The 16,601-nt window shown below is 67.3% G+C and carries 15 protein-coding genes and 1 pseudogene; 8 read left to right on the top strand and 8 right to left on the bottom strand.

From position 1 onward, the window contains the following. A pseudogene (locus FW784_RS02250) lies at positions 1–190 on the bottom strand (hypothetical protein); the annotation flags it as partial. A gap of 251 nt (positions 191–441) precedes the next feature. Between FW784_RS02250 and FW784_RS02245 the strand changes: the two are divergent. Further along, positions 442–1,446 (top strand): NAD-dependent epimerase, encoded by a 1,005-nt coding sequence (locus FW784_RS02245; RefSeq protein ID WP_149351731.1) that lies wholly within the window; start codon positions 442–444, stop codon positions 1,444–1,446. 33 nt (positions 1,447–1,479) lie between these two features. Here FW784_RS02245 and FW784_RS02240 read toward each other — a convergent pair whose 3' ends face one another. The 5 genes from FW784_RS02240 to FW784_RS02220 all read right to left on the bottom strand — a co-directional run bounded on the left by FW784_RS02240 (position 1,480) and on the right by FW784_RS02220 (position 8,027). Next, positions 1,480–2,784 (bottom strand): replication-associated recombination protein A, encoded by a 1,305-nt coding sequence (locus tag FW784_RS02240; RefSeq protein ID WP_149351733.1) that lies wholly within the window; start codon positions 2,782–2,784, stop codon positions 1,480–1,482. 98 nt (positions 2,785–2,882) lie between these two features. Continuing rightward, entirely contained in the window at positions 2,883–3,569 is a 687-nt protein-coding gene (locus FW784_RS02235; RefSeq protein WP_149351730.1) for a hypothetical protein, read from the bottom strand. A gap of 176 nt (positions 3,570–3,745) precedes the next feature. Next, positions 3,746–4,363, bottom strand: coding sequence for an outer membrane lipoprotein periplasmic chaperone LolA (gene lolA, locus FW784_RS02230; RefSeq protein ID WP_149351729.1), 618 nt, complete (start codon positions 4,361–4,363; stop codon positions 3,746–3,748). A gap of 102 nt (positions 4,364–4,465) precedes the next feature. Beyond that, a complete protein-coding gene (locus FW784_RS02225; RefSeq protein WP_235893539.1) occupies positions 4,466–6,829 on the bottom strand; it encodes a DNA translocase FtsK in 2,364 nt (787 codons plus the stop codon). 130 nt (positions 6,830–6,959) lie between these two features. Beyond that, the gene (locus tag FW784_RS02220) at positions 6,960–8,027 is read right to left on the bottom strand and encodes an alanine dehydrogenase (protein ID WP_149351727.1); all 1,068 of its coding nucleotides are present in this window, start codon (positions 8,025–8,027) and stop codon (positions 6,960–6,962) included. A gap of 209 nt (positions 8,028–8,236) precedes the next feature. Here FW784_RS02220 and trxB point away from each other — a divergent pair, with 209 nt between their 5' ends. The 4 genes from trxB to infA all read left to right on the top strand — a co-directional run bounded on the left by trxB (position 8,237) and on the right by infA (position 11,391). Beyond that, positions 8,237–9,190 carry a thioredoxin-disulfide reductase gene (gene trxB / locus FW784_RS02215; RefSeq protein WP_149351726.1) on the top strand — a complete coding sequence of 318 codons (954 nt, stop codon included), beginning with the start codon at positions 8,237–8,239 and terminating at the stop codon, positions 9,188–9,190. Positions 9,191–9,211: 21 nt separating this feature from the next. Next, on the top strand, positions 9,212–10,342 hold the full coding sequence (locus FW784_RS02210) for a GNAT family N-acetyltransferase (protein ID WP_149351725.1): 1,131 nt from the start codon (positions 9,212–9,214) through the stop codon (positions 10,340–10,342). Then, the gene (gene aat, locus FW784_RS02205; protein ID WP_425481568.1) at positions 10,339–11,076 is read left to right on the top strand and encodes a leucyl/phenylalanyl-tRNA--protein transferase; all 738 of its coding nucleotides are present in this window, start codon (positions 10,339–10,341) and stop codon (positions 11,074–11,076) included. Before FW784_RS02210 ends, aat begins: the two co-directional genes overlap by 4 nt. A gap of 96 nt (positions 11,077–11,172) precedes the next feature. Continuing rightward, a complete protein-coding gene (gene infA / locus FW784_RS02200; RefSeq protein ID WP_027083105.1) occupies positions 11,173–11,391 on the top strand; it encodes a translation initiation factor IF-1 in 219 nt (72 codons plus the stop codon). A 65-nt stretch (positions 11,392–11,456) separates the two neighbouring features. Here the strand turns inward: infA and clpA are convergent, their stop codons facing one another. Beyond that, positions 11,457–13,739, bottom strand: coding sequence for an ATP-dependent Clp protease ATP-binding subunit ClpA (clpA, locus tag FW784_RS02195; protein WP_149351724.1), 2,283 nt, complete (start codon positions 13,737–13,739; stop codon positions 11,457–11,459). Between the two features lie 62 nt (positions 13,740–13,801). Further along, complete coding sequence (clpS, locus tag FW784_RS02190) at positions 13,802–14,134, bottom strand: ATP-dependent Clp protease adapter ClpS (RefSeq protein WP_149351723.1); 333 nt, start codon at positions 14,132–14,134, stop codon at positions 13,802–13,804. Positions 14,135–14,309: 175 nt separating this feature from the next. Here clpS and FW784_RS02185 point away from each other — a divergent pair, with 175 nt between their 5' ends. Genes FW784_RS02185 through hflD form a run of 3 tightly spaced genes read left to right on the top strand, consistent with a single transcriptional unit; the run spans position 14,310 to position 16,545 of the window. Next, positions 14,310–14,786, top strand: a complete 477-nt coding sequence (locus tag FW784_RS02185; protein WP_149351722.1) for an NUDIX hydrolase — start codon at positions 14,310–14,312, stop codon at positions 14,784–14,786. After that, positions 14,783–15,898, top strand: a complete 1,116-nt coding sequence (gene mnmA / locus FW784_RS02180) for a tRNA 2-thiouridine(34) synthase MnmA (RefSeq protein ID WP_149351721.1) — start codon at positions 14,783–14,785, stop codon at positions 15,896–15,898. The genes FW784_RS02185 and mnmA overlap by 4 nt, the downstream gene beginning before the upstream one ends. After that, positions 15,895–16,545, top strand: a complete 651-nt coding sequence (gene hflD / locus FW784_RS02175; protein WP_149351720.1) for a high frequency lysogenization protein HflD — start codon at positions 15,895–15,897, stop codon at positions 16,543–16,545. Before mnmA ends, hflD begins: the two co-directional genes overlap by 4 nt. Positions 16,546–16,601: the final 56 nt, after the last annotated feature.

The following is a 16,601-nucleotide window of genomic DNA, read 5'->3' as shown; positions in this document are numbered from 1 at the left end:
GGCGCTCGGGCTCCGGCTCCGGCACCGCGTCCCACGTTTCGGCTGTCCGCTCGCCGCGCGCGCACGGCTCGCTCTGGTAGCGCGCGTAGCCGCCGCGACCAATGCATTTCTGCACGGTCTGCGCATGCGCCGCACCGGGCGCGATCGCAAGAAGCGCAAGCGCGAATATCCAACCTGTCGTCCGTTCCATCCCGGTCCTCCTTGGAAGATCCACAGCTTGGATCGGCCGCGGGCTCGGCACCGTCGTCCGGCGCCGGCCAGTCCAGTCGGATTTCTCCGAGACGCGCGCACGGGCAGAAGGCATGATTGCGCCTGCCGAGTCCCCCGATGGCGTTCCCTGCGGCGGCCGGGTAGTCACTGCACGAGGCATCGCTGCCGACCGCCGCTGGCGCCGTCCTGTAACCGGGTCTCGGCGCCACTCGAACCTTCCGGGAAAATCGCATGCGCGTTCTCGTCACCGGCGCCGCCGGCTTCATCGGCTCCCACCTCGCCAAGCGCCTGATCGAGCGCGGGGACGATGTGCTCGGCTATGACGAGGTCAACGACTACTACGACCCGCAACTCAAGCGCGATCGCCTGCGGGAGGTGATTCCGCGGGACGGCTTCGCGTTCGTCGAGGCGAAGCTCGAGAACCGCGATGCGATGGAGCGCGCGTTTGCCGACTTCAAGCCGCAGCGCGTGGTCAACCTGGCCGCGCAGGCGGGCGTGCGCTACTCACTGCAGAACCCGCGCGCCTATGTCGACGGCAACCTCGTCGGATTCATCAACGTGCTCGAGGCCTGCCGCTCCGGCGGCGTGGAGCATCTCGTCTATGCATCCTCCAGTTCCGTCTACGGCGCGAACCGCGAGCTCCCATTCGCGGTCGAGCACAGCGTCGACCATCCGCTGAGCCTGTACGCGGCGACGAAGAAGGCGAACGAGCTGATGGCGCACACGTACAGCCATCTCTATTCGCTGCCCACGACGGGGCTCCGCTTCTTCACCGTGTACGGGCCGTGGGGACGGCCCGACATGTCGCCGATCATCTTCGCGCGGAAGATCATGGCCGGGGAGCCGATCGACGTGTTCAACCACGGCCGCCACAGCCGGGACTTTACCTATATCGACGACATCGTCGAAGGAGTCGTGCGTGCGCTAGATCGCCCGCCGGCCCCGTCCGACGACGTTTCGCTGCTCGACTCTCCAGCCACCTCGACTGCTCCGTATCGCGTGTACAACATCGGAAGCCATAGGCCGGTCGAGCTCATGCATTTCATCGACCTGCTCGAAGCGGGATTCGGCCGCCGCAGCGAGCGTCGCCTGCTGCCCATGCAGCCCGGCGACGTAGCAGACACCTACGCGGACATCAGCGCATTGGTGCGCGACACGGGCTACCAGCCGCAAACGTCCGTGGAAACCGGCGTCGCGAACTTCGTGGACTGGTATCGGGGTTACTACGGGCCGTGAGCACGTAGCCGGGCGCGCCGCCGAAGCTCGACGCTACGTCGAATCGTCCGCCGCGCCCCCGCGCGTGCCGCGTGCCTGCCGCAGCCGGGCAAGCTTTTCACCCAGCTTGATCTCGAGACCGCGATCGACCGGCCGGTAGTACACCTTCTCGCCCATCGCCTCCGGGAAACCGGTCTGCCCGAGCGCTACGCCACCGTCGGCGTCGTGATCGTAGCGGTAGCCCTTCGAATAACCGAGCGACTTCATCAGTTTCGTCGGTGCGTTTCGCAGGTGCATCGGCACCGGCTGCGTCCCGTGTTCGCGGACGTCGGCGCGTGCTTCGCCCCATGCGACGTAGCCCGCGTTCGATTTCGCCGTCGTCGCCAGGTAGATCACGACCTGCGCCAGCGCAAGGTCGCCTTCGGGGCTGCCGAGCCGGTCGTAGGTTTCCCAGGCGTCGATCGCCATTTCCAGCGCGCGCGGGTCCGCGAGCCCGATGTCCTCGACCGCCATGCGCGTTATGCGGCGTGCGAGATAGTTCGGGTCCGCGCCGCCGTCGAGCATCCGCGCGAGCCAGTAGAGCGCGGCATCCGGGTTGGAGCTGCGCACGCACTTGTGCAGCGCCGATATCTGGTCGTAGAACTGTTCGCCGCCCTTGTCGAAACGACGGGTTCGGTCGGCAAGGACCTGCACGAGCGTGGTCTCGGTGATACGGCCGCCCTCGCCCGCCGCGAGCTCCGAAGCGATCTCGAGCAGCGTGAGCGCGCGTCGAACGTCGCCGTCGGCGGCCGCGGCGATCTGTCGAAGGAGCGTGTCATCGACTGCAATGCCTTCGTTTGCAAGGCCGCGGTCGCGGTCCGCTAGGGCGCGGTGCAGCGCCTCGACCAGGTCGTCCGCATCGACCGATTCCATCACGTGCACGCGGCAACGCGACAGCAGCGCCGAGTTCAGTTCGAACGACGGGTTCTCGGTGGTGGCGCCGACAAAGACGATGGTTCCGCGCTCGATGGCCGGCAGGAAGGCGTCCTGCTGCGCCTTGTTGAAGCGATGCACCTCGTCGACGAAGAGCACGGTTCGACGTCCGGCCGCGAAACGTTCGGCGGCTTCGGCGAGCACCTGCCGGACCTCCGGCAAGCCCGACAGCACGGCCGAGATCGCGCGAAAGTCCGCGTCGGCATAGCGTGCGAGAAGCAGCGCGAGCGTCGTCTTTCCGCAACCCGGCGGGCCCCAAAGCACCATGGAATGCACGCGGCCCGACTCCACCGCGCGGCGCAGGGCCGAGCCCGGCAGCAACAGGCGTTTCTGCCCGACCATCTCGTCGAGCGTGCGCGGACGCATGCGCTCGGCAAGCGGGCGCATGGCGTCGAGATCGTGGTCGTCCTGACGGACGTCGGGGGTGAATCTACGGGCCACGGCGGTCCGTTTGATGAGGCGCCACGAACCTTAGCAGGCGCGGGTCACAGGCTGGCGAATGCGCTGCCGGCCGGCGCAGGGCCCAGTTCGTAGTGGACGCGCACCCAGCGCTTGGCGATCGTGTCGTAGAGCCCCTCGACCTGCGCAGGCGAGCTGCCATCGCTGCCGAAGTCTGCAACGCCGCTGCCTTGCACGCGGGTGAACCGGCCAAGATCGGTGGCCCGGATTGCGCGCATCGACCAGCGCACCGGCTGGCTCTGGAATTCCGACTTCATCGCCCGCGTGACCTGCTGATCGAGCGACGCGGCGATCGGCGACCCGCCGCGCACCGGCGCAGACGCGCCGCCGCCGAGGTCGAGCTGCGGATAGGAAACCTCGGCACTGGCGGTGTCGTACATCGCGTCGAAGTGGAACGGAATCCACTCGCCGGCGCCATCGATGCGGAGGCGGCCTTCACCGGTAACCTGCCGGTCCTGGATGCTCGCCGGGCGCACGTTGACCCGCGCAAGCTGCACCACGACGTCGGTGGTGTCGAACTGGCGGGTGATGCTCTCGATGACCGCAGCGGCCACCGCGTCGTCGACCTTCGCTGCGGGCTCCAGCCTCGAAGCACTCGCCGCGACTGGCGCGGCAGCCGGCACCGCAGAAGGCGCACGATGGCCGGAGACCATCGACGTGGCCGCGAGCGCGGAAAAGGTGCCGATCGAAAGAAGCGTGGTGCGCAGGGGCATCGCCGGAGCCTTGCTGACGCGGTCGCGTCGTGTGAAGGCCACTTTCGGCAGCGATCCGTGCACGGCCCGTGATATCGGGCGGACGGAAATCCGTGTCTTTCCAAACGGTTAAGGCGAATTCCAAGTATCAACGGAGAGGCGGTTGCCCGCCTCTCCGTTGCAGGCGACCCAAGCGGTCAGCCGCCGATGACGTCCACGCCCTTCGGCACCGCGAAGCGGAACGTCGCGGCCGGGACGGGCGCGTTGCGCTTCCAGCCTGAGAAGCTGATGTCGGTTCGCTGGCCAAGCTGGTCGACCACCTGCATCCGCGTCAGCCCGCCCGGTCCGAACCCGAGCCTCGCCGTGCGGAAGCCGGAGCTTTCGCCCTTCGGCGTCAGCAGGAGCCACTGCAGGCCGCCCTGCGTGCCGGCCTCCTGGACCGCAAACTGGGCGTCCAGCTTCTTCGGGTCGGTGAGCGCGGCAAGCGGGCTGCTGCGCTCCTCGGCGCCCTGCGGGCGCTTGGTGACCTGCTGCAGGTCGGGCTCGTAGATCCAGACGGTCTTGCCGTCCGCGACGATCTGCTGCGGATAAGGCTTGACGTATTCCCAGCGGAACAGCTTCGGGGCCGACAACACCACGCGTCCGCTGCTGGTTTCCTTGAGCTTGCCCTTGGTGTCGAACACCTGCTGGCTGAAATTGCCGTCGAGCGTTTTCAGGCCCTTGGTAAAGCCGTTGAGCTGGTCGCGCGCGGCAGCCGAGGCAACCCCGGCGAACAGCAGCAATCCGGTGACGGCGAGAGTCGTGATCGGGCGCATGTCGATCTCCATCAAAGATGGCCGAGAGTCTGTGCGGCGCAACATGAACAGGGCGCGAGTCGAGGCCGATCGCCGACCCGGGGCTTCAGCCTGGCGACGGCCTCAGTGCTTCGGCGGCGGCGGCGCCAGTACCGAACGATCACCATTGTGCTCGGGAGGCGTCACCACACCGGCCGCTTCCATCGCCTCGATCAGGCGCGCGGCCCGGTTGTAGCCGATCTTCAGGCGACGTTGCACCCCGGAAATCGACGCACGCCGGCTCTCGGTCACGATGCGCACGGCCTCGTCGTACAGCGGATCGGACTCGTCGCCGCCGCCGCTGGTCTCGGGAAGCCCGGTAGGGCCGACCACCACGCCGTCGCCCATCGTCTGCACCTCTTCAAGCACGCCGTCGACATAGTCGGGCGGCCCGCCGATCTGCTTGAGATGCTCGACGACGCGATGCACTTCCTCGTCGGACACGAACGCGCCGTGCACGCGCTCCGGCATCGACGTACCCGGAGGCATGTAGAGCATGTCGCCATGGCCGAGCAGCGTTTCGGCGCCGGACTGGTCCAGGATCGTGCGCGAGTCGATCTTGCTCGACACCTGGAACGCGATGCGCGTCGGGATGTTGGCTTTGATCAGGCCGGTGATGACGTCCACCGAGGGCCGCTGCGTGGCCAGGATCAGGTGCATGCCGGCCGCGCGTGACTTCTGCGCAAGGCGGGCGATGAGCTCCTCCACCTTCTTGCCGACGATCATCATCATGTCGGCGAATTCGTCGATGAAGATGACGATGTGCGGCAGCGGCTCGAGCTGGCGCGGCACCTCGCCGGCCTCGGCGTTCGGGCGGAACAGCGGATCCATCATCGGCTGGCCGGCGTTGATCGCGTCGGTCACCTTCTTGTTGAAGCCGCCCAGGTTTCGCACGCCGACGGCCGACATCAGCTTGTAGCGCCGCTCCATCTCCGCGACGCACCAGCGCAGGCCGTTGGCCGCCTCCTTCATGTCGGTGACCACCGGCGCCAGCAGGTGCGGGATCCCCTGGTAGACGCTGAGCTCCAGCATCTTCGGGTCGATCATCAGCAGGCGCACGTCCTTGGCCGACGCCTTGTAGAGCAACGACAGCACCATCGCGTTGACGGCCACCGACTTGCCCGAGCCCGTGGTGCCCGCGACCAGGAGGTGCGGCATCCGCGCCAGGTCGGCCACCGTCGGCCGCCCGGCGATGTCCTTGCCGAGCGCCAGCGTGAGCGGGCTCGCCGACTTGTCGTACTCCTTCGAGCGCAGCAACTCGGAGAGGTAGATCATCTCCCGGTTGACGTTCGGGATCTCCAGGCCGACCACCGACTTGCCCGGGATGACGTCGACCACGCGCACAGACTTCACTGAAAGTCCGCGCGCTATGTCCTTGTCCAGACTGGAAATCTGGCTGACTTTGATACCCGGCGCCGGCTCGATCTCGAACCGCGTGATGACCGGGCCCGGGTACGCCCCCACCACGTGGGCGTCGATGCGGAAGTCCTTGAGCTTAAATTCGATCTGCCGCGAGAGCGTCTCCAGCGTGTCCGGGTCGTATCCCTTCGGCTGCGGCTTCGGGTCGTCGAGCAGCGCCAACGGCGGGATGCCGGTGCCGTCGGGCACGTGGAACAGCGGGATCTGCTGTTCGCGCTTCGCGCGCTCGCTCTTCTCGACCACCGGCGCCGGCGGCGGCTCGATCCTGACTGGCGCACGCTTCTCGCGCTTTTCGGTGTCGACGCGGCGCACTTGCTCGCGCTCCTCGCGAAGCACGCGTACTTCGTTCCACTCCCCCGCCTGCTTGGCACTCCGACGGAACAGTCGCGACGCCAGCGGTCCGGCGCTCATCACGAGCGCGCCGACGCGATCCATGACACCCAGCCATGAGAGGCCCGTCGCCAGCGTCACCGACGTCAGAAGGAGCGCCAGCAGGAGCAGGTTGCCGCCGAGCTGCCCGAGGCCGCGACCGAGCGACCGGCCCACGAGCCGGCCCAGGATTCCTCCGGCGCGCGTGGGATCGACCTCGCCTCCGCCCAGCCGCAGGTGCAGCAGGCCGGTCATCGCGATCAGGAATGCCACGAGGCCCACGAGCCGCAGCGCGGGTGTCAGGTCGGTCGACTCGGCATCCGCCTCTTTCTGGAAGAGGGCGATCCACGCGACTGCACCGAGGATCAGGGGCAGCAGATACGCGGTGAAGCCGAAAAGGTTGAAGAGGATGTCGGCGATCACTGCGCCGACGGTCCCGCCAAGGTTGTGGATCGGCGCGGTAACGGCACCCGAGCTGGTCCAGCCGGGGTCCTGGGGCGAATAGGTGAAGAGCGTGGCGACCAGATACAGGAGCGCCGGGGCGATGAAGATCATCGCGATGTCGCGCGCCATGCGCTGACGTCGCGGCGAGGCCGGTGCGCGCGGTGCGCGGGGGGCCGTCGCGGCCTTCTTGCGGGTAGCGGCTGGGGCCTGCGCCACGTGAGAGTTCGCCTCAGCTGGTGCGTCTTAGTTGTTGAATATACGTGAAAACCGGCGCCGCATTACGCGAGCGCCGGTTTCCTTATGGCGTCAAATCGCGACCCGTTCCGCGGAACGTAGCCTCAGGCGGTCAGAGCGCCATGCCCTGCAGCGCCGGATGGATGATCCGGCCACCCTCGACATTGATGCCACGCACGAGCGCAGCGTTGTCGCGCCAGTTGCCGGAGGCGAGCTTGTTGACCCACGGCAGGATGGCGGCGCAGATCGCCTGCGACGACGTCTGCGGCACGGCGCCCGGCATGTTGGTGACGCAGAAGTGGGTCACGCCCTCCTCCACGTACGTCGGCTCCTTCCAGGTGGTCGGGCGCGAGGTCTCGAAGCAGCCGCCCTGGTCGATCGCGATGTCGACGACCACCGAGCCGTCCTCCATGCCCTTCAACATCTCGCGCGTCATCACGTGTGGCGCCTTGGCGCCGGTCACGAGCACCGCACCGATCACGAGGTCGGCAGAAGCGACTTCACGCGCGACGACATCGTGGTACGGATACAGCGCGGTGACGTTGTTGCCCAGTCGCATCATCTCGTCCATGCGGTCTTCGCGCATTTCGAAGACGGTGACGTTCGCGCCGCCCGCGGCTGCGAGGGCCGCCGATGCGCCGCCCGCCCGACCCGCGCCGAACACCACCACCTTGCCGCGCTCGGTGGCCGAGAGCCCGCCCAGCAGCTTTCCTTTGCCACCCATCGGTTGGTGCAGGAGGTGGGTGCCCACCTGCACGCCGATCTTGCCCGCGATCACTGACATCGGCGCCAGCAGTGGCAGGTCGCCGTTCGGCAGCTCGACGGTTTCGAAGGCGACGCCGGTGAGGCCGATATCCAGCAGCTGCCTGGTGAGCGTCGGTTCGGCCGCCAGGTGCAGGTAGCAGAACAACAGGTGGTCCTTGCGCAGGAGCGCCAGGTCGCCGGCAATCGGCTCCTTGACCTTGACGATCATTTCGCCCTTCTCGTACAGCGCGGCCGCGTCCGGCGCGATGTGCACGCCCAGGCGGGTGTACTCCTCGTCCCTGAAACCGCTCTTGAGGCCCGCGCCCTGCTCGAGCCACACCTCGTGGCCACGCTTGACCAGGTCGCCGGCGGCGGCCGGCACGAGCGCGACGCGCCCTTCGAGGGTCTTGGTTTCCTTCGGTACACCGATGCGCATTGCTGTCTCCGTGGCGCACGCCGACGGAACGGCGCGCTTGTCTGCGGGGGTGGGTCGCGGCGTTTCGCCACCGCGCCTTGTGCTGCCGTCATGCGACCGCCAAGCTATGGCGCTTCCTGTCGTGCGGCCGCAACAGCGGAATGATGCCCGCTGCGGTGCACCGTTCCGCGTGTAGAAATGCACGCATCACACAGCGCGCCATTATATCCATGACCCTCTCAAAGCATTCGCGCCTGATCATCCTGGGCTCCGGCCCCGCCGGCTGGAGCGCCGCCGTTTACGCGGCACGCGCCAACTTGAAGCCTGTCGTCATTACCGGGCTCCAGATGGGCGGCCAGCTCATGACGACCACGGAAGTCGACAACTGGCCGGGCGACCCGCACGGGTTGTTGGGCCCCGACCTCATGGCTCGCATGCAGGCGCACGCGGAGCGCTTCAACACCGAAGTGCTGTTCGACCACATACACACGGCCGACCTTTCGTCACGGCCGTTCCGTCTGGTTGGCGACAGCGGCGAATACACCTGCGACGGCCTGATCGTGGCGACCGGCGCTACGGCGAAGTATCTCGGGCTTCCGTCCGAAGAGGCCTACAAGGGACGCGGCGTCTCGGCCTGCGCGACGTGCGACGGGTTCTTCTACAAGGACCAGGACGTCGCGGTCGTCGGCGGCGGAAACACGGCGGTCGAGGAAGCGCTCTACCTCGCGAACATCGCGCGCAAGGTCTACCTCGTGCACCGCCGGGACACGCTGCGCGCCGAGAAGATCATGCAGGACAAGCTGCAGGCGAAGATCCAGGCCGGCAGCATCGAACCGGTATGGCACCACACGGTCGACGAAGTGCTCGGCAACGATGCTGGCGTTACCGGGCTACGCGTGCGTTCCGTGCTCGACGGCAGCACGCGCGAGATCCCCGTGCATGGCTTCTTCGTCGCGATCGGCCACACGCCGAACACTGCGCTCTTCGAAGGCCAGCTGGCGATGCGCAACGGTTACGTCACTGTGCAGTCGGGCATCGAGGGAAACGCGACGGCGACGTCGATTCCCGGCGTCTTCGCCGCGGGCGACGTAGCCGACCAGCATTACCGCCAGGCGATCACGTCCGCCGGTTCGGGCTGCATGGCGGCGCTCGATGCCGAGCGCTACCTCGACAAGGCCGGCTGAGTCGGGCGCGCCCGCATCGAAATGGCGCTGCGCACTCGCTGGCTGGAGGCTCTCGACGAGGTGGAGGCGGCGACGTGGGATTCGCTCGCCGGTTCCGATAACCCGTTCGTGCGCCACACCTTCCTGGCCGGGCTGGAAGCGACGGGCTGCGTGTTGCCCGAGCTCGGCTGGACGCCGCGCCACCTGACGCTGTGGGACGGCGACACCCTGGTCGCCGCCGCCCCCGTCTATGCCAAGACCAACTCGCACGGCGAGTTCGTGTTCGACCACGCGTGGGCGCACGCGTACTCGCGTTACGGGCTCGACTATTTCCCCAAACTGCTGTGCGGGGTGCCTTACTCGCCGGTGACCGGCCCGCGCCTGCTCGCGCGGGACGCGGCGGCGCGACGAGCGCTCGTCGAAACGCTGCGATGCGCCTGCGACGACGGGTTCTCGTCGGTGCACGTCAACTTCCACGACGATCAGGACGTCGCCGCATTCGACGATGGCTGGCTCGAGCGAATCGACGTCCAGTACCACTGGGAAAACACCGCTGGCTGGCGGGACTTCGACGCCTTCCTCGGCGCCATGGACCACAAGCACCGGAAGAACATCCGGCAGGAACGGGCGAAGGTCGCGCGCGCGGGGATCGCCTTCCGCGTCGTGCATGGCGACGAGGCGAGCCAGGCCGATCTCGCGGCGATGCACCGCTTCTACCTGCAGACGTTCTCCGAATACGGGAACCGCCCCGCGATCACGATGCCGTTCCTGCAACACCTCGCGCGCGCAATGCCGAGGGCGCTGGTGATCGTGCTCGCCGAGCGCGACGGCCGCCCGGTGGCCGGGGCGCTATGCCTGCGCGGTAGCGACACGCTTTACGGGCGCTACTGGGGCAGTGTCGAGCAACACCCCGGCCTGCATTTCGAGGCCTGCTACTACCAGGGTATCGACTACTGCCTGCGCGAAGGACTGCACCGTTTCGAGCCCGGTGCGCAGGGCGAGCACAAGCTCGCGCGCGGCTTCCTGCCCGCGCTGGTCCGGAGCCGGCATTGGATCGCCGAGCCCGCATTTCGCGACGCGCTCGCCCCGTGGTGCGCTGAAGAGCGCGCGGCGATCGCATCGTACGCACGAAGCCTCGAGGGAAGCAGCCCGTTCCGGCGGGATCCGTCGTGAGCGGCCTGAACGTTCCCGTCCTCGGTGACGCACCGGATTCACCGTTCCCGGACCCCGCCGATGCGCTGCGCGAGCCCGACGGACTCCTCGCGATCGGAGGCGACCTCGAGCCGGTGCGCCTTCTGAACGCGTACGGGCACGGCATCTTTCCCTGGTTCTCCGAAGGACAGCCGCCGTTGTGGTGGTCGCCCGACCCGCGCACGGTGTTCCGAACCGACAACGTCGCGACCTCGCGGCGATTCCGCCGGAGCCTGAAATCCAGTCCCTGGACGGTACGTGCCGATACCGCATTCGACTCGGTGGTCGCCGCCTGCGCACTGATACCTCGGCCGGGGCAGCGGGGCACGTGGATCACGCCGGCGATGGAAAGCGCCTACGTGCGGCTGCACGCCGAAGGCCATGCGCATTCGGTTGAGACCTGGGATGGCGACGAACTCATCGGGGGCGTCTACGGCGTCGCCATCGGGCGGATGTTCTTCGGCGAAAGCATGTTCAGCCGCAGGCCCGACGGCTCGAAGGTCGCGCTGGCAGGCCTCGCCCACAGGCTGCATCACTGGGGCTGGCCACTGATCGACGCGCAGGTCGAGAACCCGCACCTGGTGTCGCTCGGTGCGCAGCTGTGGCCGCGAGCGCGCTTCCTGGAAGCGATGGCAGCGCTGGTGGACGCGCCGGCGCCGCCCGGCTCGTGGACGGCGGCGTTCGGCGAACTGGACTCCGCCGCGTTGGCGCGGTAGGCCGCGACCCGGTGCTTTTGCACCCGGTCGTGCCCGCGTGGCACAATCCGCGGCTTATCGAGCCCGCTCCGGACTCCAGTGACCCACCAGGAAACCATGGCAAAAGATGACGTGATCGAATTCGAAGGCACCGTGTCGGAGACCCTTCCGAACACGATGTTCCGCGTTCGCCTCGAAAACGGCCACGAGATCATCGCCCACATCTCCGGTCGCATGCGGAAGAACTACATCCGCATCCTCACCGGCGACCGGGTCAAGGTCGAAATGACGCCCTACGACCTCACCAAGGGCCGCATTACCTACCGCATGAAGTAATAGCGGCGGGATGCAGCAAAGAAAAAGGCGGCCCGAAGGCCGCCTTTTGCGTTCCACGACTGCGATCAGGTCTCGACGGTCGCCGGCAACAGTCGCTCCGGCTCGGCCTGAGCGTCCACCACCAGCTTGTCTTCCCGCACGTCCACCGCGACGCGGCCGCCATTGACCAGCTTGCCGAACAGCAGTTCGTCCGCCAGCGGACGCTTGATGTTCTCCTGGATGATCCGCGCCATCGGACGCGCACCCATCTGCGGGTCGAAGCCGTGCTTCGCGAGCCAGTCGCGCGCTTCCGGGGTCGCCGAGATCGTCACGTTCTTCTCGTGCAGCTGCGCCTCGAGTTCGATGATGAACTTGTCCACCACGCGCAGGATGTGGTCCATCCCGAGCGGCTGGAACTGCACCACCGCGTCGAGCCGGTTGCGGAACTCCGGCGAAAAGCTGCGACGAATCACTTCCATCGCGTCCGATGCGTGGTCCTGCTTGGTGAAGCCGATCGAACGCCGCGATGCCTGCGAAGCGCCCGCGTTGGTCGTCATGACCAGGATCACGTTGCGGAAATTCGCCTCGCGACCGTTGGTGTCCGTCAGCATGCCGCGATCCATGACCTGCAACAGGATGTTGAAGATGTCCGGATGCGCCTTCTCGATTTCATCGAGCAGCAGCACGCAGTGCGGTGTCTTGACGATCTTCTCGGTCAGCAGGCCGCCCTGGTCGAACCCGACATAGCCCGGGGGCGCGCCGATCAGGCGGCTTACCGAATGCGCTTCCATGTACTCGGACATGTCGAAGCGCACCAGTTCGATGCCGAGCTGCATCGCGAGCTGCTTGGTCACCTCCGTCTTGCCGACGCCGGTGGGGCCGGCGAACAGGAAGTTGCCGATCGGCTTGTCCGGGCTCGCGAGCCCAGAACGCGCCAGCTTGATCGCGGATGTCAGGGTGTCGATCGCCGGATCCTGCCCGAAGATCACCATCTTGAGGTTGCGCTCGAGGTTGCGGAGCACGTCCTTGTCGGTGGCCGTGACCTGCTTCGCCGGGATCCGCGCCATCTTGGCGACGATGCGCTCGACTTCCTCGACATCGATGACCGCCTTGCGCTCGGTCTCGGGCAGCAGGCGCTGGCGCGCACCGGCTTCGTCGATCACGTCGATCGCCTTGTCCGGCAGCAACCGGTCGCCTATGTGCTTGACCGACAGGTCAACGGCAGCCTGGATCGCGTCGTCGTTGTAGCTGACGCCGTGGTGCGCCTCGTACTTCGGCTTGAGACCCTTGAGTATCTCCACCGCTTCGCTAACCGTCGGCTCGACGATGTCGATCTTCTGGAAGCGACGCGCGAGCGCACGATCCTTTTCGAAGATGCCGCGGTACTCCTGGAACGTGGTCGAGCCGATGCAGCGCAGGTCACCGGACGACAGCGCCGGCTTGATCAGGTTCGACGCATCCATCGTGCCGCCCGACGCCGAACCCGCACCGATGATGGTGTGGATCTCGTCGATGAACAGCACGGCGCCCGGGATCTTGCGCAACTGCTGCAGCACGGACTTCAGGCGCTTCTCGAAGTCGCCGCGATATTTCGTCCCGGCGACCAGTGCACCGAGGTCGAGCGCGTAGATGGTCGCGTCGCTGAGTACTTCGGGCACGTCGCCGTCGACGATGCGCTTGGCGAGGCCTTCCGCGATCGCGGTCTTGCCGACGCCGGCTTCGCCGACGTAGAGCGGATTGTTCTTGCGGCGACGGCACAGCACCTGGATCGTGCGTTCCACCTCGTCGGCGCGCCCGACCAGCGGGTCGATCTTGCCCTCGCGCGCCATGTTGTTGAGGTTGGTGGCGAACTCGGTCAGCGCGTCGCTCTTGCCCTCGCCATCCGGGCCTTCCGCCGACCCGCCCTGCCCCTCTTCCCGGCTCGACTCCTCGCCACCCTGCTTGCTGATGCCATGCGACAGGTAGTTGACGACGTCGAGCCGCGCGATGTCCTGCTGGTTCAGGAAATAGACCGCGTGCGAATCCTTTTCGCCGAAGATGGCAACCAGCACGTTCGCTCCGGTGACCTCCTTCTTGCCGGAGGACTGCACGTGGTAGACCGCCCGCTGCAGCACGCGCTGGAAGCCCAGCGTGGGCTGGGTGTCGCGGTCACTGTCGTCGGACAGGACGGCGACCGACGTGGCGATCGCCTCGTCGAGCTCCCGTCGCAGGCGCGGGACGTCCGCCTCGCACGCGCGAAGCACGCCCTCGGCGGAGGGGTTGTCGAGCAGCGCCTGCAGCAGGTGCTCGACCGTCATGAATTCGTGACGAGCCTCGCGAGCGCGCTTGTAGCACTGCCCGATGCTGTACTCGAGATCCTTGCTGAACATGTTGGAGCCTCCGAAGCGTCTGCAATGCTAGATGGGGTCCGGCATCGCGGTTTAAACCGCTTTTAGGCCTTTTCCATCGTGCACAGCAAGGGATGCTGGTTGAGTCTTGCGTATTCGTTCACCTGCGACACCTTGGATTCGGCTATCTCGCGCGTGAAAACCCCGCATACGCCTCGACCGCGGGTATGTACGTGGAGCATCACCTGCGTCGCGTTCTCGATATTCAAAGCGAAAAACCGCGTGAGCACGTCGACCACGAAGTCCATCGGCGTGTAGTCATCGTTCAGCAAGAAGACCGAATACATCGGCGGCGGCGCGACCTCCGGTCGGCCGGTGTGGACAGCGACGCCGTGCTGCCCGTGCTGCTCGTGATCGTGCGGTGTGTGATTCGACATCGGGCCAGTATAAATCCCGCGCCGTGGACGGCCCCTGCGCACGGGCGGCAGAATGCCGCTTTGGCACTCCCGGATCGATCATGCCGCGCAGCCACCGTCGCGACGTTCCCATGCTGGCACTGTGCATCCCGGCCGTCGCGCGGCGTGCGACGGTCGTCGCAACGGGCGCTTTCCAATGACGGCGGATCCACGCTTCTGGCAGCCGGACGTCACCGTCGCCACGGTCGTGGTCGATGGCGGCCGCGTGCTGGTGATCGAAGAGCGGGTGGAAGGTCGGCTGGTCCTGAACCAGCCTGCGGGACATCTCGAGCCCGACGAACCCATCCTGGCAGCCGCGGTGCGCGAAACGTTCGAGGAAACCGGCTGGGACGTCCGGCTGCTCGCGTTCGTCGGCGCCTACCAGTGGAAGGCACCTTCCGTGAGCCAGGGAGGCGTCGAGCGCACCTACCTGCGTTTCGCGTTCCTCGCCGAGCCGCTGCATTTCGATCCGGCGCGCACGCTCGACGACGGCATCGTCCGCGCCCTCTGGATGACGCCCGCGGAACTGCAGGCGGCATCGGCGCGCCACCGCAGCCCACTCGTGTGGCGCGTGGTCGCCGATACGCTCGCCGGCCGTCGCTACCCGCTCGAGCTGGTGCAGTCGCTCGCGTGAGCGCCCCCCGAACCATCGTCGGCATGTCCGGCGGCGTCGACTCGTCGGTTGCAGCGCTGCGGCTGCGCGATGCGGGCGAACCCATCGCCGGGCTGTTCATGTCGAATTGGGCCGACGACGGCAGCGGTGAGTGCCGCGCCGAGGATGATCGTCGCGATGCCGTCTCGGTGTCCGGACGGCTCGGCATTCCTATCCACTTCCGGGATTTCTCCGGCGAATACTGGTCCGGCGTCTTCGAACATTTCGTCGCGGAATACGCTGCCGGGCGCACGCCCAACCCGGACGTGCTGTGCAATCGCGAAATCAAGTTCAAGCACTTCCTGGACGCAGCGCTCGACCTCGGTGCCCAGCGCATCGCCACCGGCCATTACGCGCGTTGCGAATGGCTTGACGGGCGCTGGCGCCTGTTGCGGGCCGCCGATGGCGGCAAGGACCAGACCTATTTCCTGCACCAGCTGGGGCAGCCGCAGCTCGCGGCGACGAGCTTTCCGCTGGGCGACCTGCAGAAGTCGGAGGTGCGCCGGATGGCATCGGCCGCCGCGCTCCCGACCGCCGGCAAGAAGGATTCGACCGGCATCTGTTTCGTCGGCGAACGTGACTTCCGCGAGTTCCTCGGCCGCTACCTGCCGGCGCGCGAAGGCGAGATCCGCACGCCCGATGGCCTGCCGGTCGGGCGGCACCCGGGCGTGTTCTTCTTCACTCTCGGCCAGCGCGAGGGCTTGCAGGTCGGCGGCGTGCGCGGCCGTGCCGCGGCGCCCTGGTACGTCGTCGGCAAGGACGTGGCGTCGAACGTGCTGTACGTGGAACAGGGCGCAGCTACGCCGTGGCTGATGTCGACGCGGCTGCTGACGGCCAGCGCGCATTGGATCGCCGGCGGGCCACCTGCCGCCGCCTTCGATTGCACGGCGCAGACCCGCTACCGCCAGAATGCCGAGCCCTGCCGGGTCACGGTGCGCGACGATGGACGCCTGTTCGCCGTCTTCGACCGCCCGCAGCGCGCGGTAACGCCCGGGCAGTCGCTGGTGCTCTACTCGGGCGACGAATGCCTCGGCGGCGCGGTCATCGATGCCACCAACGCCCTCCTCGACCCCGCACGAACGGACGCCGCATGACCCGCACAACGTCGGAAATCGCCGCCGCCCTCGCCACCGCCGAGCCCATCTACGATCGCGTCGTCGCGCTCGCCGGATTGCTGCAGGCGCTGGCGCAGGTGCGACGGGTCGCTGACACCGGCGAAGCCAACGAGGCGATCCTCGCCACATGCATCGGTTCGTTGTTCCGCTTCGACGCGCGCACTACGGCGGACGTGTACGGCGGGCTCGAAAACGTCCGCCCCGGATTGCTGCTGCTGCGCGACTATCTCGCGGGCGCCAACCGGGACGAGGCCCTCGCGCGGATCGCGCTGTCGGTCATGCAGCTGGAACGCCGATTCGTCCGCGACGGGAAAATGACCGACCGCGTGCGCCAGGGCCTGCAGTCCATCCAGCCGCGCGCCGACTCCAACGGCCCAACGCACCCCGACGTGCTCGCCGCGATCGGCCAGCTGTACGCGCAGACGCTCAGCACGCTGCGGCCGCGCGTGATCGTGCAGGGCAATCCGCATTACCTCGGGCAGCCGGCAGTCGTCGCCGAAGTGCGCGCGGCCCTGCTCGCCGCGATGCGCTCGGCCGTGTTGTGGCGACAGCGCGGCGGCAGCCTGTGGGACCTGGTCCTCCAACGCCGCCGGATGCTCGCCGCGGTTGAGGCCCACCTCGGCTGAGCCCGCCGGAAGCCGGTCAAATGCGGCATAATTAGCGGGTTTTCCGCGGTGATTCA

It is taken from the genome of Cognatilysobacter lacus (genome assembly GCF_008274655.1).
In the GTDB taxonomy this organism is placed as follows: Bacteria; Pseudomonadota; Gammaproteobacteria; order Xanthomonadales; family Xanthomonadaceae; genus Cognatilysobacter; species Cognatilysobacter lacus.
Note: the sequence above shows the minus strand (reverse complement) of the source record. Positions and strands in the feature narration are given on the sequence as shown.

Excerpts from the sequence above, each read along its gene's own strand:
- FW784_RS02210 (WP_149351725.1), top strand. The coding sequence starts at position 9,212 with ATGGCGCTGCGCACTCGCTGGCTGGAGGCTCTCGACGAGGTGGAGGCG.
- FW784_RS02235 (WP_149351730.1), bottom strand. The coding sequence starts at position 3,569 with ATGCCCCTGCGCACCACGCTTCTTTCGATCGGCACCTTTTCCGCGCTC.
- lolA (WP_149351729.1), bottom strand. The coding sequence starts at position 4,363 with ATGCGCCCGATCACGACTCTCGCCGTCACCGGATTGCTGCTGTTCGCC.
- FW784_RS02185 (WP_149351722.1), top strand. The coding sequence starts at position 14,310 with ATGACGGCGGATCCACGCTTCTGGCAGCCGGACGTCACCGTCGCCACG.
- FW784_RS02240 (WP_149351733.1), bottom strand. The coding sequence starts at position 2,784 with ATGCGCCCGCTTGCCGAGCGCATGCGTCCGCGCACGCTCGACGAGATG.
- trxB (WP_149351726.1), top strand. The coding sequence starts at position 8,237 with ATGACCCTCTCAAAGCATTCGCGCCTGATCATCCTGGGCTCCGGCCCC.
- clpS (WP_149351723.1), bottom strand. The coding sequence starts at position 14,134 with ATGTCGAATCACACACCGCACGATCACGAGCAGCACGGGCAGCACGGC.
- FW784_RS02220 (WP_149351727.1), bottom strand. The coding sequence starts at position 8,027 with ATGCGCATCGGTGTACCGAAGGAAACCAAGACCCTCGAAGGGCGCGTC.
- infA (WP_027083105.1), top strand. The coding sequence starts at position 11,173 with ATGGCAAAAGATGACGTGATCGAATTCGAAGGCACCGTGTCGGAGACC.
- clpA (WP_149351724.1), bottom strand. The coding sequence starts at position 13,739 with ATGTTCAGCAAGGATCTCGAGTACAGCATCGGGCAGTGCTACAAGCGC.
- FW784_RS02245 (WP_149351731.1), top strand. The coding sequence starts at position 442 with ATGCGCGTTCTCGTCACCGGCGCCGCCGGCTTCATCGGCTCCCACCTC.
- hflD (WP_149351720.1), top strand. The coding sequence starts at position 15,895 with ATGACCCGCACAACGTCGGAAATCGCCGCCGCCCTCGCCACCGCCGAG.